General features: G+C 62.9%; 3 protein-coding genes. 1 reads left to right on the top strand and 2 read right to left on the bottom strand.

Annotated elements, in window-relative coordinates; genetic code table 11:
- Nucleotide 1 precedes the first annotated feature (1 nt).
- Both JQ632_RS25450 and JQ632_RS25445 read right to left on the bottom strand, forming a co-directional pair.
- A complete protein-coding gene (locus JQ632_RS25450; RefSeq protein ID WP_212405327.1) occupies nucleotides 2-14,149 on the bottom strand; it encodes a VCBS domain-containing protein in 14,148 nt (4,715 codons plus the stop codon).
- 716 nt (nucleotides 14,150-14,865) lie between these two features.
- Nucleotides 14,866-15,753 (bottom strand): aldose 1-epimerase family protein, encoded by an 888-nt coding sequence (locus JQ632_RS25445; RefSeq protein WP_212405326.1) that lies wholly within the window; start codon nucleotides 15,751-15,753, stop codon nucleotides 14,866-14,868.
- Nucleotides 15,754-16,072: 319 nt separating this feature from the next.
- On the opposite strand from JQ632_RS25445, the gene JQ632_RS25440 reads away from it, so the two are divergent.
- Entirely contained in the window at nucleotides 16,073-17,239 is a 1,167-nt protein-coding gene (locus JQ632_RS25440) for a glycosyltransferase family 1 protein (protein WP_312015662.1), read from the top strand.
- The last annotated feature ends 64 nt before the right edge of the window (nucleotides 17,240-17,303 follow it).

The raw sequence follows: 17,303 nt of genomic DNA, 5'->3' as shown, positions 1-17,303 counted from the left end.
CTCACACGAACAGGAAGTTGCCGTTCGTGATCGTTCCGACGTTGTTGGTGAGATGGATCTCGATGTCGCTCGCATCCATGTTGCCGTCGCCGTTGACGTCGATCTGCAACATCGTCTGGCCGCCCGAATTGTCCAGCCGCGCCTGCGATTGGCCGGTCGAAGTGAACGGGTCCGAGTCGACGAAGTTGACCGAATTGCCGGTGAACCCGCCGGCACCCACCATGCTGTTGTCGAACACGAAGAAGTCCTGAGCGGCATTGAAGCCGTCGATGGTATCGCTCATTCCGACGTAGGAGTCCGACACGCTGGCGTAGCGGAAATTGTCCACACCGGCGCTCGCGGTCATCATGTCCATGCCGCCACCGCCGCTGACGGTCGTCGTTCCGGTCGCGTTCGCGATCACGATGCTGTCGTTCATGATCGAGCCGGTGACGTTCTCGACGTTGTTGACGGTGACGGAATTGAAGATGCCGTTCATGACGAGACTGTCGGTTCCGCCGCCAAGATCGATCGTCGTGTTCGACAGCGTATTGTTCACGGTCAGCGTGTCGTCGCCGCCCGACCCATTGATCGTCTGCACGCCCCAGAGGTTCATGAACGTGTTGGTGGTGCCCTCCAGATTGAGCACGTTATTGGTGCCGTCACCGAGATTGATCGAGGTGCCGTTCTGGTCATTGAGCAACGTCAGCACATCGTCGACAGGGTTGACGCCGCCAAAATCCGAGCCGTTGATGAACGCCACGTTGCTGACGCCCAGCGTATTGGCGCCACTGGCAAGGTTGAGCATGTTGGCCCCGCTGCCGAGATCAACGGAGAGCCCATTGGCCAGCGTCGACAGGCCAACATTGTTGTCGCCGCCGTCGCCCACAAGATTTTCCACGTTGGCCAATGACAGCCCATAGCCGCTCTGGCCGACGACGGTCAGCGTGTCGATGCCACTGCCGAGATCAATGGTGTGACCGAAGAGATTGTTGCCGACGGCGAGATAGTCATCGCCGCCCGTACCGACGATGGGCGCATTTCCGTTCAGGAACAGCCCCGAGATGTCAACCGGCGCGCCTGATGTCCCCGATGTGGTCATGATCTTGTCGGTGAATTGCAGCAACTCGACATTGCTGAGCATGTCGGCGCCGTCGCGGACGCCAGCAAAGTTGTCGACGACCTGGATCTGACCGCCGACGAGAGTAGAGATTGTGTATTCCGTGCTCGCGCCGGAGAAGATCGCGACGTCACCGCTAGCACCGCCGTCGATGGTGTCGTTGCCCGCGCCGCCTGTGATCAGATCATAGCCATCGCCGGCATTGATGATGTCGTTGCCACTCGCGCCATTGAGAGTCTCGTTGGCGGTACTGCCGGTGATCGTGTCGGCAAAGTTCGAGCCGACCACGTTGTTCACGCCCGAAAAATGATCGGTGCCGACGGAGCCCGCGTTGCCCGCGGCGGTGCCGGCCACGAGGTCGATAGTCACGCCCGCCGTCGCATTGCCGTACTGAATCTGCGTGAATCCGTTGCCGATGATCGTGTCGTCACCGGCGCCGCCTTGGAACGCATTGAAGGGGCCGAACAAGCCCATAAAACCGGTCGCATCATAGGTGTCGGCGCCGCTGCCGCCAAAAGCGCTGTTGACGCCGGTGAAGCTGTCGGTGCCGACCGACCCGTCGCCGCTGGCGTTGCCCGCGGCGAGATTGATCACAACGGAACCGGTGGTGTTCTGGAACGACACCTGCGTGTTGCCATTACCGGTGATGACGTCGTTGCCGCCAAGGCCCTGGAAGGCGTTGAAGCCGACAAAGCCCGTGGCGTTGTAACTATCGACGAAGTTGCTGCCATTGGCGCTATTGACGCCGGTGAAGGCATCGTGTCCGACGGAGGCATCGCCCGTAGCCGAGCCGGCCAGCATGTTGATCGTCACGCCCGCCGTCGCATTGGTGAACTGGATGCGGGTGTTGCCGTTGCCGGTGATGACGTCGTCGCCGCCGAGCCCTTCGAACTGGTTGAAGGTGCCGTTATTGCCGGCGTTGATGCTGGCTCCGCTAAAGCCGACAGCATTGAAGTTGTCGACAAAGGCGGTGCCTTGGACGCCCTCGATCGAGCGCAGCGTGTCGGTGCCGATCGAGGCATCGCCCGCGGCGGTGCCCGCCGCGAGATTGACGGTGACGCCGCCGGTCACGAAGTAGATGTTGTAGTAGCTCGCCGTGTCGAAACCGCCACGGCCGTCGATGAAGTCGTCGCCGGCATTGCCGGTGAAGGTGTCGTTGGTCGAATTGCCGCGCAGCGTGTCGCTGAACATCGACGCCTGGATGGCGTTGACCAGGGTAAAGGTGTCGTGGCCGGTCGATCCGTCGCCGTCCGCGATGCCGGTCTGCAGGTCGACGACGACGGCACCGGTCGCGTTGGTGAAGGAGATGCGCGTATTGCCGTTGCCGGTGATGCTGTCGTTGCCCCCCATGCCGTTGAATTCGTTGAACGTGCCGTTGGAGCCGGAGTTAAAACCGGCAGCGGTGAACGTATCGGCAAAGTTGCTGCCGCGCACGGATTCGACCGAGATCAGCGTGTCGGTCTCGGTGCCCGTCGTGGTGTTGACCGTCACGGTTCCTGCCGCAAGATTGACGGAGATGCCGGCGGACGTGATCGCCGGGTCGTTGGCATAGTCCGCGCGATCGAAGCCGCCGCGTCCATTGATGGTGTCGTTGCCGCCGCGCCCGTCGAAGATTTCGACGGTGCCGAACGGATTGCTGCTTCCAAGCAGCGTGTCCGCATAGCCCGAGCCGATCACGTTGCCGACACCGGACCCGACGATGGTGTCGGTGCCGACGGACGCGTCGCCCGTCGCAGTCTTTGCCGCGAGGTCGACCGTCACGCCGGCCGTCGCGCTGACATAGGAGATGCGCGTCAGTGGCGCACCGGAGGCGTTCGTGCCGGTGATGATGGTGTCATCGCCGCCGCAGCCCTCGAACTCGTTGAAGCCGACTTGCGTGCCGGCAATGCCGGCATCGCCGGCAAAGCCCGTCGCATCGAACGTATCGGCGAAATCGCTGCCGGTGATGAACTCGACATTCACGAGCATGTCGGTGCCAACACCGGCGCCCGTCACCAGGCCGGCCGCAAGGTTGGCCGTGATGGCGCCCGTCGCGTCGCTATAGACCGCGCGGTCCAGCCCCAGACCGCCATCGAGCAGATCATTGCCGCCAAAACCTTGCAGGCGGTCATTGCCGTCAAGCCCGGTCAGCGTATCTGAATTGGCCGAGCCGAGCAGCGTGTTGGCGTTGGCATCGCCCGTCAGGGTGATGCCTTGCGGGGCAAAGATGAAGTCACTGTCGACGAGGCTGCCGAGCGTGACGTTGGCAAGCGTCAGGCTGTCACCGCCGCCGAAGGTGATGACGGTATCGGCCCCGACCTGCTGGGCATGCGACTGGATGTCGGCGAGGCTGCCGATCGCGCCGGCCACCGCCGTGAGATCGATCTTGTCGCCCTGCGCATCCGAGAAGTCGGTGATGCGGTCGTTGCCGTCATGGGCAGCGAAGACAAACGTGTCGGCACCAGCATTGCCGGTCAGGGTATCGGTTCCCGTGCCGCCGGAGATCAGGTCATTGCCGCTGCCGCCATAGATGACGTCGTTGCCGCCGTCGCCGTACAGGAAGTCGTTGCCGCCGAGCGACGGGTTGGACAATTGTCCGCCTTCGATCTGGTCGTTGCCGTCCCCGCCGTGGATGGCGTCGGACCCGGCGAAGCCGCGCAGCAGGTTCGCGTTTGCGTTGCCCGTGATGACGTCGTCAAACGCACTTCCGTTGATGCTGTCGATGTTGATCAACGTGTCCGTTCCGACCGACAGCCCGCCCACGGCGGTCCCGGCAACCAGGTTGACGACCACACCTTCGGTCGCACCAGCGTAGTTCGAAAAGTCGCCGAATGGGCCGGACGCGCCGTTCTTGCCGCCGCCGTCAATGACGTCGTTGCCCATGCCGCCGTCGAAAATCTCGTTGTCGGCAACGCTTCCGATCAGCACGTCGTCATGCGTCGAACCGCCCACTCCTTCGATGTTGATCAGCGTGTCGGTGCCGCCGTATCCGTCCGAGGCAAGGCCGGTGCCGAGATTGACGACGACTCCGGTCGGAGCATCGCCATAATTGGCCATGTCCCCATTGCCCTGCGGATTCGCACCACCGTTGAGATAGTCGTTGCCTGCACCGCCGGACAGGAAATCCTGCCCGTTGCCGCCGATCAGAACGTCATCACCGCCAAGCCCGAACAGACTATCGTTGCCGTCATTGCCGATGAGCGTGTCCTGTCCCACGCCGCCGCTCAACGCATTGTCCCCGCTGTCGCCGTTGAGGGCCACGCCGCTGTTGCCGCTGGTGATGACGAAGTCGGACGCGGTGAGGCTGCCGAGCGTCGTGTTGATCAGCGTCAGGCTGTTGACGGCGTCGAACGTGATGACTGTGTTGTTGCCGACCTGCGTCGCATGCGACTGGACGTCGGCAAAGCTCGTGATGCCGGCGACGCCGGCGATCTCGATCAGGTCGCCTTGGGCATGACTGAAGTCGCTGATAAAGTCGGTATTGCCGAGGTTCGAGTAGGCGAAGACGTCCGCGCCGGCGCCACCGGTCAGGAAGTCGGTCCCGAATCCGCCAGTGAGGTAGTCGTTGCCGCTGCCACCGGCGAGACTGTCGTCGGTGAGATTACTTCCAATGATGGTGTCGTTGAAGTTCGAGCCGATGACATTGTTGACGCCCGTGAACGTGTCGTGCCCGACCGAGGCGTCGCCGGAGGCCGTTCCGGCGCCGAGATCCACCGTGACGGCCGCGGTGGCGTTGTTGAAGAATATCTGCGTGCTGCCGTTGCCGATGATGGTGTCGTCACCCCCCTGGCCCTGAAAGCCATTGGGCCCGACGGCACCGGTTGCATCATAGGTGTCTGCAAAATTGCTGCCGTTGACGCTGTTCACGCCCGTGAACGTGTCGTGGCCGACCGACGCATCGCCCGAGGCGGTGCCCGCAGCCATGTTGATCGTCACGCCCGCGGTCGCGTTCGTGAACTGGATCCGGGTGACGCCGTTGCCGGTGATGATGTCGTCGCCGCCCAGGCCTTCGAACTGGTTGAAGGAGCCGTTGCTGTTGCTCACGTTCAGCGCACCAGCCCCCCCGTACCCGGTCGCATCGAACGCATCGGCAAAACTCGTGCCCTGAACGCCTTCGATCGAGCGCAGCGTGTCCGTGCCGATCGAGGCGTCGCCCGTGACCGTGCCCGTCGCCAGATTGACGTTGATGCCGCCGGTCACGAAGTAGATGTTATTGTAGCTCGCAGTGTCGAAGCCGCCGCGGCCGTCGATGAAGTCGGAGCCGGCGTTGCCGATGAAGGTGTCGTTGGTCGTGGCACCGGACATCGTGTCGTCGAACATCGAGCCCTGGACCGCATTCACGCCGCTGAAACTGTCGGTATCGACCGAGCTGTCCCCGGATGCGGTGCCGGCCTGGAGATCGATCGTAATGCCCGACGTGGCGTTGTTGTAGGACAGGCGCGTATTGCCGTTGCCGATGATGACGTCGTGCCCGGCACCACCCGTGAACTCGTTGAACGTACCGTTTGAGCCGGCATTGATGCTGGTCGCACTGAATCCGGTCGCATCATAAGTGTCGTCGAAGGCCGTGCCGCGCACGCCTTCGACCGATCGCAGCGTATCGATGCCGACCGTCGCATTGCCGGTGACGATGCCCGCCGCCAGGTTGACCGAGATCGCTCCCGTCACGGCCGTGTCGTTGATGTAGTCGACGCGGTCGAAGCCGCCGCGACCGTCGATGAAATCGTTGCCGGCGCGGCCGTCGAAAACCTCGACGGTCCCGAAGGGATTGCTGCTGCCGAGCAGCGTGTCGTTGAAGGCGGAGCCGTTGACGTTGGCGACGCCGGAGCCGACGAAGGTGTCGGTGCCGACCGAGGCATCGCCGGTCGCCGTCTTGGCTGCCAGATCGACCGTCACGGCAGCGGTGGCGCTGACATAGGAGACGCGCGTAATCGGCGCGCCTGACGCGTTGACGTTGCCGATGATGACGTCGTTGCCGCCCTTGCCTTCGAACTCGTTGAAGCCAACGGGCGTGCCTGGAATGCCGCTGTCTCCGGTAAAGCCGGACGAATTGTAGGTGTCGGCAAAGTTGCTGCCGACCACGCCTTCGATGCTCACCAGCGTGTCGGTGCCGACACCTGAGCCGGTCACCCAACCGCCTGCCATGTTGATGGAGATGGCGCCGGTGGCGTCGGTATAGACGGCGCGGTCGAAATTCGCACCGCCGTCCAGCAGGTCGCTGCCGCCGCCGCCCTGGAGCCGGTCGTTGCCGGCCAGGCCGCTGACCGTGTCGGAATTGGCCGTGCCCGGCAGCGTGTTGGCGTTGGCATCGCCGGTGATGGTCGAGCCCTGTGTGCCGAAGATGAAATCAGAGGCGGAGAGCGCGCCGGGAGCGATATTCCGGATGGTCAAGCTGTCGGTCGCACTGAACGTGATGACAGTATCGAGGCCAGCAGGCGTCGCGTGCGCCAGCACGTCGGCAAGGCTGTAGACGCCATTCGCACCGGCAATTCCGGTGAGATCGATCTTGTCACCCTGCGCTTGCGAGAAATCGGTGACGATATCGGCGCCACTGCCGGTCACGTAGGCGAAAGTGTCGGCGCCGGCATTGCCCGTCAGGGTGTCCGCGAGCTTGCCGCCGCGGATCGTGTCGTTGAAGTTGGTGCCGACGACGCTGTTCACGCCGCCGATGACGATATCGTGCCCGACCGAGGCATCTCCGCTGACAGCGCCCGCCGCAAGGTCGACGTTGACGCCGGCGGTGGCATTGTCGAACTGAAGCCGCGTGAAGCCGTTGCCGGTGATCACGTCATCGCCACCCAGCCCCTGGAAGGCGTTGAAGTCGGCAAAGCCCGTGGCATCGTAGGTGTCGGCAAAGTTGCTGCCATAGGCGGCGTTCACGCCGGTGAACGTGTCGTGCCCGACAGACGCGTCACCCGTCGCCGACCCGGCGGCCAAGTTGATGGTCACGCCCCCGGTGGCGTTGGTGTAGAGCAACCGCGTGTTGGTGTTGCCCGTGATGACGTCGTCGCCGCCCTGGCCCTCGAACTGGTTGAAACTGCCGAACGAGCCGGCATTGGTGCTGCCGCCGCTGAAGCCTGTCGCGACATAGGTGTCGGCAAAGATCGTGCCCTGGATGCCCTCGACCGATCGAAGCGTATCGGTGCCGGTAGAGGCATCGCCCGTCACGGTGCCACTCGCCATGTCCACGCTGATGCCGCCGGTGGTGTAGGTCAGGTTGCTATATTGGGCGGTATCGAAGCCGCCCCGGCCGTCGATCAAGTCGTTGCCGGCCAGCCCCTGGAAATTCTCGCCGCTCGTGCTGTTGCTGCCCAACAGGACGTCGGCAAACAGCGAACCCAACACAGCGTTGACGCCGGTGAAGGTGTCGGTGCCGACCTGCGCGACGTCGCCGCCGGCCGTGCCATGCGATGTGCCTGCGGCAATATCGACGGTGACGCCGTCGAGCGCTTGCGTGAACTGCAAGCGCGTGTTGCCGTTGCCGGTGATGCTGTCGTCGCCGCCCATACCTTCGAAATTGTTGAAGGTGTTGAACGAGCCGGCGTTGGTGCTGGCGCCGCTGAAGCCGGTCGCATCGTAGGTGTCGACGAAATTGGTACCGCGCACGGCTTCGACCGAGCGCAGCGTATCCGTGCCGATCGAGGCATCGCCGGTGACGGAGCCTGCTGCCAGATTGACCGTGATGCCGGACGTGGTCGTCGAATCCTGGTTATAGGACGCAAAATCGTAGCCGCCGCGGCCGTCGATCAGATCGTTGCCGCCGCGCGCGTCGAATTGCTCGTACGTCCCGCTGCCATTGTTGGTGCCGAGCAGCGTGTCGTCGAAGGCCGAGCCGACGATGGCATTGACGTTGGTAAAGGTGTCGTGGCCGACCGAAGCGTCTCCATCTGCAGTCCCGGCGGCGAGATCGACGGTCGCCGCCGCCGTGGCGCTGACATAGGACACCCGGGTCAGTATTTGTCCTGACGCATTGACCGAGCCGGTGATGACGTCATTGCCGGCGCCACCCTCGAACTCGTTCAGACCGACTGCCGCGCCGGGAATGCCGCTCGCGCCGGTGAAGCCGGTCGCGTTGTACGCATCGGCAAAGTTGCTGCCGACGACGCCCTCGATATTGACGAGCACATCGGTTCCGACGCCGAGGCCAGACGCCGCGCCCGCCGTCAGATTGACGGTGATGCCACCGGTCGCGTCGGTGTAGATGGCGCGGTCAAAACCCTGTCCGCCGTCCAGGAGATCGCTGCCGCCGAAACCCTGGAGCCTGTCATTGCCGCCGAGGCCGCTGATCGACTCGGCGCTTGCCGTTCCGACGAGATTGTTCGGCATGTCGTCGCCGACGATCGGCGCGCCCGCCGTCCCGAACACGAAGTCGCTGGCGACCAGGCTGCCGAGACTGACGTTCTGCAACGTGAGACCGTCACCTGCCCCGAAGCTGATGACCGTATTCACGCCCATCTGGACCGCGTGGGCCTGCACGTCGGCGAGGCTGTAGATGCCATAGATGCCGGTGAGATCGATCTTGTCGCTCTGGCCGTGGTTGAAATCGCCGACCGTGTCGAAGCCATACCCGGTTGCGTAGACGAAGGTGTCGGCGCCCAGGCCGCCGCTGAGGAAATCGCTACCGCCGCGGCCATCCAGGGCGTCGTTGCCACCGTTGCCGGAGAGAACGTCATTGCTCGCGCTGCCGATGATCGTGTCGTTGAAGTTCGACCCGGCGACGTTGAAAACGCCGCCCGTGATGGTGTCATGGCCGACCGAGGCATCGCCGTCAGCGGTCCCCGCCGTGAGGTTGACGATTACGCTGTTCGTCGCACTACCGTACTGGATCTGCGTGTTGCCGTTGCCGGTAATGACGTCGTTGCCACCGTTGCCCGAAAACGAGTTAAAGGTCCCGTTGAGACCATTGAATCCGGTCGCGTCGTAGATGTCGGCGAAGTTGCTGCCGGAGGCACTATTCACACCGCTGAAGACGTCGTGACCGACGGACGCATCCCCGCTGGCCGTGCCGGCGGCGAGATTGACGGTTACGCCTCCAGTAGCATTGTTGAACTGGACTTGCGTGTTGCCGTTACCGGTGATGACGTCGTCACCGCCCTGTCCCTGGAAGGAGTTGAACGTGCCGTTCGGGCCGTTGAAACCCGCCGCGTTATAGGTGTCGACGAAGTTGCTGCCGAGAGCACTGTTGACACCGCTGAACGTGTCATGCCCGACCGAGGCATCGCCGGTGGTCGAACCGGTGGACAGATTGATCGTCACGCCGGCGGTCGAATTGCCGTAGAGGAGACGCGTGTTGCCGTTACCGGTGATGGTATCGTCACCGCCAAGGCCCTCGAACTGGTTGAACGTGCCGTTGTTGCCAAAATTCGGACCGGTGACCCCGTACATGGTTGCGTTGTAGGTATCGGCGAAACTGGTGCCCTGGATGCCCTCGATCGAGAGCAGGGTGTCGTGACCGATCGACGTATCGTCGGCATCTGTGGCGTCGACTGTACCGGCGGCCATGTTGACGGTGATGCCGCTCGCCGTGAAGAAGATGTTGTTGTAGGACGAAACGTCGAAGCCACCGCGGCCGTCGATGAGATCGTCGCCCGCAAGGCCGGTGAAGGTGTCGTTGGTCGCTCCACCTTTCAGGATGTCGTCGAACATCGACGCCTGCACGGCATTGACGTCCGTGAAGTGGTCGGTGCCGACGGATGAATCGCCGCTGGCGATCCCCGTCTGGAAGTCGACGCTGACGCCGGCGGTCGCGTTGTTGAAGCCGAGCCGCGTAAACCCGTTGCCGGTGATGATGTCGTCGCCGCCATTACCGGTGAACTCGTTGAACGTGCCGAGCGAGCCGGCATTGACGCTGCCGGCGCCGAAACCGGTGGCGTTGTAGGTGTCGACGAAATTGGTGCCGCGAACGGCCTCGACACCGCGGAGCGTATCCGTTCCAATGCTGGAGTCGCCGGTCACGATGCCGGCAGCCATGTTGACCGTGATGCCGCTCGTCGTGGTCGGATCCACGTTGTAATCGACCCGATCGAAGCCGCCACGGCCGTCAATGAGATCATTGCCCGCGAAACCCGAGAAAACCTCGGCGCTGAAGTTCGGATTATTGGTGCCCTTGAGCACGTCGTTGAACGCCGAGCCCCAGGCGCCGATGAAACCCGAACCGATCAGGGTGTCATGGCCGACCGACGAATCGCCGTCCGCGGTTCCTGCGGCGAGGTCGACCGTTACGGCAGCGGTCGCGCTGACATAGGACACGCGGGTGAGCTCGGCGCCCTGGCTGTTGCTGTTGCTGTAGATCGTGTCGTCGCCGCCCTTGCCCTCGAACTCGTTGAAGCCGATCGGCGTGCCCCGAACGATCGAATCGCCGGTGAATCCCCTGGCATCGAGTATGTCGGCAGAATTGCTGCCGACGACGGCCTCGATATGGACCAGCGTATCGGTGTCGACACCCGGCCCGGACACCGTGCCCAGCGCGAGATTTGCGGTGATGCCGCCGGTCGCATCGGAGTAAATAGCGCGGTCAAAACCCTGGCCGCCGTCGAGAAGGTCGTTGCCGGCGCCGCCGGTCAAATAGTCCTTGCCCGCGCCGCCATAGAGGAAATCGTTGCCGGCACCGCCGCTGATGTGGTCGTTGCCGTCGAGACCATCGATCGAATCGCTGCCATTACCGCCGGCGAGCACGTCGTCACCGAGCGTGCCGAGCTGCGCGCCGTCAACGTCGCCGACCACGGCGTTCTGAACCTGGGTTTCGATGGTGCCGACAAAAGTCTGGAGCGCGGCGACCTCGGTCGGGTTGTCGAAGTGCGTATTGGCCAATTGGTCCGTGGACGCGCCCTGCGCGACCTGGCCGGCCTGCGCCAGCCCGGTGAGAGTCGTCGCTGACTGGATGGTGTCATTGGAAGTTGTGACGACGCTGATGACGGCATCGAGTGTCGCCTGATCGACGGGGTCGGTGGTCGAGCTGGTGATCACGGTCGTCACCGTGGTCGCCGAGCTCAGGTCGATCGCGGACGCCGGTGCCGCGATGATCACGTCGGCGATGGCCGCTATCACCGCATCGGGGGAGCCGACAACTGCGGACACCTGCGCAACCGTGCTCTGGACCTGAATTGCGGCGGACAGAACGGCTGTCGCAGCGGCAACGTCGTTCGCATCGGTTCCGTTGACGACGGCCGCAACCGGATCAAAGGTCTTCAGGTCGATGGTGGGGTTGAGACCGAACGCGGTCTTGATCGCGTTTTCCGCGTCCGCTGCGCTCAGCGGCGTGGGATCGTGTGCGGTCGAGTCCACCATCGCCGCGATCAGCGTGGTGAGCGGCGTGATCACCGTCGATCCCTCAGGTGCCTTGAGCACGCCGGTCACCGCAAGGCCGGTCGACACGTCCGTGCCGCCGATGCTGACAAGCGTACCGCTGCCGCCGACGAGCACGAAACTTCCGTCAGCGTTGGTCGTCGTATGGGCTTCGCCGTCATCGAGCACGCCGTCATAGTCCGCATCCGCGAACACGGTGGCGCCGGCAATGTAGCCGTCGATCTCCTGCCCGGTGATGACGGGCACGTTCGCGCTAGCCAAGACGTCGACGGTTATGTCCGCCACCGGGCTGCTCGCCTGATGGATGCCGTCGTTCGAGATCGCCGTGACGTGAAGCGTGAGCAGGCCGGGCGGGACCGAGGGATCCGGAATTAGTGCCAGGTCGCTCTGCTGCAAATCGGCCGCCGAAAGGCCCCACACGCCTTCAGCGATCGCGGCCCCGTGGTTCAGTGTGAAACCCGATGGCAGGCCCGTAATCCTTACAAGCATCGTGCTGCTGGTGTCGATCAGCGCGGCGGAGATCGACAGCGGAATGGGAGTATCGCTGGCGCCCGACGTATGGTTGACGACGGACACGTCCGGCGCATCCTGCGCGCCGTGGATGTTGAAGCTGATGTCCTTCGACGTCCCGTCCAGGGATTTGACGGTGAAGGTGTCGACCTTGGTGTCGGTGGCGCTGAGATACTGGGTGGCGGCGTTACTAACCGAATAGGTGTAGCTGCCGTCCGCGGCTAGGTTGAGCGAACCGAGATTGCCGTTCGCCGAAACGACGCTGGTCTGGAATGAATTCTGATCGTGGTCGGGATCGCTCACCGACAACACGCCGGACGCAGAGAGGGTGTCGTCCTCCGTGACGTCATGCTGGGCGGGATCGCCGATATCAGCACCATCGTTCACGCCGTGGATCGTGAATGTCACGTCCTTGGTCGTGCCGTCCTTGGCCTTGATGGTGAAGGTCTCGTTGCGGGTCTCGTCCTGGCCGAGATATTGAACGAGGTTGTCGGCGACCGAATAGGTGTAGGCACCGTCGGTGCCGATCGTCAGCGTCCCGAGATTGCCGGGAGCCGACAGGACGGTCGTCTGGAATGAGTTCTGGTTCTGGTCGTCATCGTGAATCGAGATCGTCCCCGAAGCCGTCAGGGTGCCGTCCTCGGTGACGTCGTGGTCGCCGACATTGCCGATCGTGGCAGCGTCGTTGGCACCCGTGATGTTCACCACGATATTGTGCGTGGCGGTACCATCGGCCGACGCGACAGTCAGGGTATCCGTGACATTCTGAACCGCGACGAGCGAGTCCGACCTCGCGGGATCGAGCGTGTAGGTCCAGGCCCCGGACGCCGCATCGAAGGCGAAATCGCCGTAGGTGCCGGCCAGAGAGGCCGGGGCGGCGAAATGATTCTGGCCGGCATCGACGTCATGCACCGCAAGCTGGCCCGATGCGCTGGGATCGCCACCGACGGCATTGGCAAGGCCACCGGCCTCGCTCACCGCGGTGTCTTCGTTCGGCGACACCGTGATCGTGGCGGCGTCGTTGGCGCCCATGATGCTCACCGCGATACTGTGCGTGGCGGAGCCATCAGCCGACGCGACAGTCAGGGTATCCGTGACATTCTGACCCGCGACGAGCGAGTCCGACCTCGCGGGATCGAGCGTATAAGTCCACGCCCCGGACGTCGGGTTGAAAGTGAAATCGCCGTAGGTGCCGGCCAGCGAGGCCGGGGTGGCGAAATGATTCTGACCGGCATCGACGTCATGCACCGTGAGCTGGCCGGATGCGCTGGGATCGCCGCCGACGGCATTGGCAAGGCCTCCGGCCTCGGTCACCACAGTATCCTGGCTCCCCGACACCGTGATCGTGGCCGGGTCATTGCTGCCGCTAATCGTCACCTTGAGAGTCGACGAGCCCGTCCCTCCCTTGTTGTCGGCGTTGGTGTAGGTGAACTCGTCGGTCACCTGCTGACCTTGAGCGAGTGCTTGAACCGATGCGCTGGAATTGTTGAGCGTGTAGGTGTAAGCACCGGTCGCCTTGGTGACGACCAACGTTCCATAGGCGGTGACGACGGTGATCGTGGTACCGTTGTCTGTGCCTCCCGCAACGGCCGATACGCTGTGGGTATCGCCGGCATCGGTGTCTGTGTCGTTGGCGAGCAGATTGCCGCTCGCAACTATCGTAGCGTCTTCTGCGACGGAGGCGAGATCCGCGACGGCGACCGGCGCATGATTGGTCGCGCCTTCGATGACAATCTCGACCTTCTCGATCGAGACGACGGCCAGGTTGAAGCTCCTGAACGCGTAGTCCGCGCTGCCATACCGCGCGATGAGCCCTTGAATTCCCTGAATGTCGGACTTGAACGAGACCGAATCCGCGAACGCTTGAGTGACGACGAGGCGAAGCGTGTCCTGTCCCTTGCCGCCGTCATAGATATCAGCAGAGCCAACGTTGTCCGAAACGCGGTAGATCAGGACATCGTTGCCATTTTCGCCGCTGAGAATGTCCGAACCCGCACCTCCGTCGATGATGTCATCGCCGTTTCCGCCTCCGATCAGATCGTTACCCGCCCCGCCGAGGAGGGTATCGTTGCCATTGCCGCCGAGGATGATGTCGTTGCCGGCGCCGCCGTTTATCGTGTCGTTGCCGTTGCCACCCAAAACGAGGTCATTGCCGGCCCCGGCGTTGACGTTGTCGCCGCCATTCATTGCGTTGATAACATCAGCCGAATTGGTGCCGGCGATCTGGTCGTTTCCGTTGGTGCCGTTGATGATCATGGCAGTTCATCTCTCTTGATGGGCAACAGGCATGGCTCGCGAGCGCGCGGGAGCGGCTCGCGTGGTGCGAATGGTGAAATCTTCAGTCGTCGAATGCTGGATGCGATATGGACGTGACGCGCAGAATCGTCTGGTCGCTCATGGAGAGCCCCCTCCCATAAATTCCTGATCTTTCGAATTCGCCGTCAGCCCAACGGCGGGAGTCTGAAATCAACTGGTCTTGTTATTCGTCGACGCGAGCATCGCTGCCCGGCGTCATTTCAATGTCGAAGTGGATATTCGCGGCGGTCGAAAAAACTTTTTTGACAATTGCAAAGTGTTTCCATTGTTGGATGACTGCGTCAAGACACCACAGTGGCTAACCTTAAGGAGCATGTGGATTGCACGCTGCACTGCAAAGGTCGCACGGACGGAGCCGCGTGGAATCCTGGCGACGGCGCAGTTCTTCACCTCACCAAAAACCGGCGCCGTCGCGAATTGCGGCGAAATACAAGGGCCAAATGAACCGCGTGAATGTGCGAGCGCAGGCAACACACTCGCCTCGCCGAAGCTGCGCAGGAAGAGATTTGCTACCGTTGGCTGCCCGAACCGGCTGATCAGCCGACAAACCAGACAGCACTACGGACCTGCGTCATCTCGCCGCACCCCTGTGATCGGGTATTAACGTTCCGAACCAAAGGGTTGAGCCCGAACGGGCGGATTGAACGGATGATGCGTCAGCGCGGTAGGCCGGTCCCGGCTGCGATCCGGTAGGCAAGCCGCTCATTGGTCCCCGGCGCGATCTGCATCAGTCCGGGCTTGTCGCAGAACTCGCCGTCGAAGGTCCAAGGGCTCGCATAGCCGCGCCACGGCTCGATGCACAAGAACGGCGCGCCCGTCGGTTTCGACCAGACGCCAAGCTCGCGAAAGCCGGTCCAGGACATCTCGACCCATGGTCCCTGCGCCGCCGCGTAATGGACGGATTGGCTCGCAATCCGGTCGAAGATGATCGCATCGCCGGCGAACAGGCTTTCGGACAGACGAAGCACCCTACCGTCGATCGGCGAGGACTCCGTGCTCGCGCGCAACAACCCGCCTTCCAGGCAACGCACAGGACTCGCCTCGGCTTGCGGAAATGTCAGCGCGTAGCCGTCCTTGGGCCGATCGGGCACGAGCGGCCAGTTGAACGCGGGATGGCCACCGAGCGATGCCGGCAGCATCTCCTCTCCCGTATTGGCGATCTCGAAAGCGACGTCGAGCCCTCGCTCGTCCAGGCTGTAAGTCACCGCCAGGCGAAATGCGAACGGATAGTTTGCGCGCGTCGCATCGCCGTCGTGGAGCACCAGCACGCAGCGCGTGGCGCTGCGCTCCAGCCACGCAAAGCGCACGTCGCGCGCAAACCCGTGCTGTGTCATCCGATACGCCTGTCCGCGATGCCGGAGTTCGTCATTCTTCAGACGGCCGACGATCGGAAACAGAAGCGGCGCATGACGCGGCCAGGCCGGTCCTGCCTGCCAGATGAACTCGGTGCCGGCGTCGTTCCTGAGCGAGCAAAGCTCGGCGCCGTCGGAGGTGACGATCGCCGTGAGGCTGCTGCTGCGCAGGACATGAGTATCTTCACGCATGCAAGGCGCCCCCGCTCTCGAGCTTTTGATCGCTGTCCGCAAGGCGAGCATCGCATGCCGATCCGACATCGCGCGCGTCAATTGTGACGATATGCATGAAAGACCTCGTTGAGTCGGCGATCACCGTTCCCGGGAACCTTCGTTAGAACATTTCTCGATCCGCGCACATGCCTAAGATGAGGGCATCTCGCCGGCACTACGCGCAAACAGTATGCGCGGACATCCACGCGCGATCATGAGGTCTCGGTTCCGTTCCGGAAATGATGCGACGTGAGCGCGCGTCATATTTCCGTGCCGAATGACTGTTCTTTGGGATTTCATGCGCCGATCCGATCCACAGAATCTCGATATCATGGCACCCAGTCCTCACCGAGCTACCGACCGAAATGGCGAGACCAAGTTCTTCATCAACGGCCGCTTTCTCTCGCACAAGATCACGGGTGTTGAACGCTATGCCGCCGAAATCGTCCGCGCCATCGACGCTCTGCTCGCGAAAGGCCAGCTCCCTGCCCCGCTGAGCGCCGCGACGTGGCATCTGCTTGCGCCGCCAAATGCAAGCGAACCGATCGCGCTCGAGTGCATCGAGGTTCGCAAGATCGGCCGATTGAACGGCCACGCGTGGGACCAGATCGACCTTGCGCGCGCCGCCGCCAGCGGACGCCTGATCAGCCTCGCCAATTCAGGCCCGGTGCTGCATTCCGATCAAATCGTCGTCATCCATGACGCGCAGGTGTTCCGCCGCCCAGACTTCTTCAGCTGGCGCTACGCCGCCGCGCACCACTCTCTCGGCCGCCTGCTTGCGCGTCGGGCGACGATTGCCACAGTCTCGGACTTTTCGCGCCGGGAGCTTTCCGAAGTGCTCGACTTGTCCGCTTCCGCGATCCCCGTATTTCCAAACAGCGCCGAGCATTTCGCTGCAACCTCGCCCGATTTCGGCGTGCTCGATCGGCTTGGACTCAAACCTGGCCGGTTCTTTCTCTCCGTCGGCTCGGTAAAGAAAAACAAGAACATATCGGTCGCGATCAAAGCGGCTCAGTTGCTGGAACGCCCGGATGTTCCGCTGGTGGTGGTCGGCGACTACAACAATAAAGTCTTCCAGACCGGATTGGATGCCGGCAACGCAGGCGTGATCCTGGCCGGCCGCCTCAGCGATGGCGAGATCGCCGCCCTCTACGCACGCGCGCTGGCGTTCGTGTTCCCCTCTCTCTATGAAGGATTCGGCGTTCCCCCGCTCGAAGCGATGTTGTTCGGTTGTCCGGTCATCGCGTCCACGGCCGCCGCAGTCAAGGAAACCTGTGGCGAGGCTGCTGCCTATTTCGACGCCACCGACGCCGATGCATTGCGCCGGCGCATGCTCGAAAGACTCGCAGCCGGTCCGCTTTCGGATGACGAGCGCGCCAAACAGCAAAATCGGATCGCGATGTTCTCCTGGCAAAAGTCTGCGCATGCATTGCTTCAATTCCTTGCGCAGCCAAATCCAAACTGAACAGCGCGATCTTCGCTTGATCGAACGTCGGAACTCGCTCCTCGGGCAAGCGACGGCAACGCAC

Source organism: Bradyrhizobium liaoningense (genome assembly GCF_018130955.1).
GTDB lineage: Bacteria > Pseudomonadota > Alphaproteobacteria > Rhizobiales > Xanthobacteraceae > Bradyrhizobium > Bradyrhizobium liaoningense_C.
The sequence above is the reverse complement of the archived record's forward strand: the minus strand, read 5'-3'. Positions and strand labels throughout refer to the sequence as shown.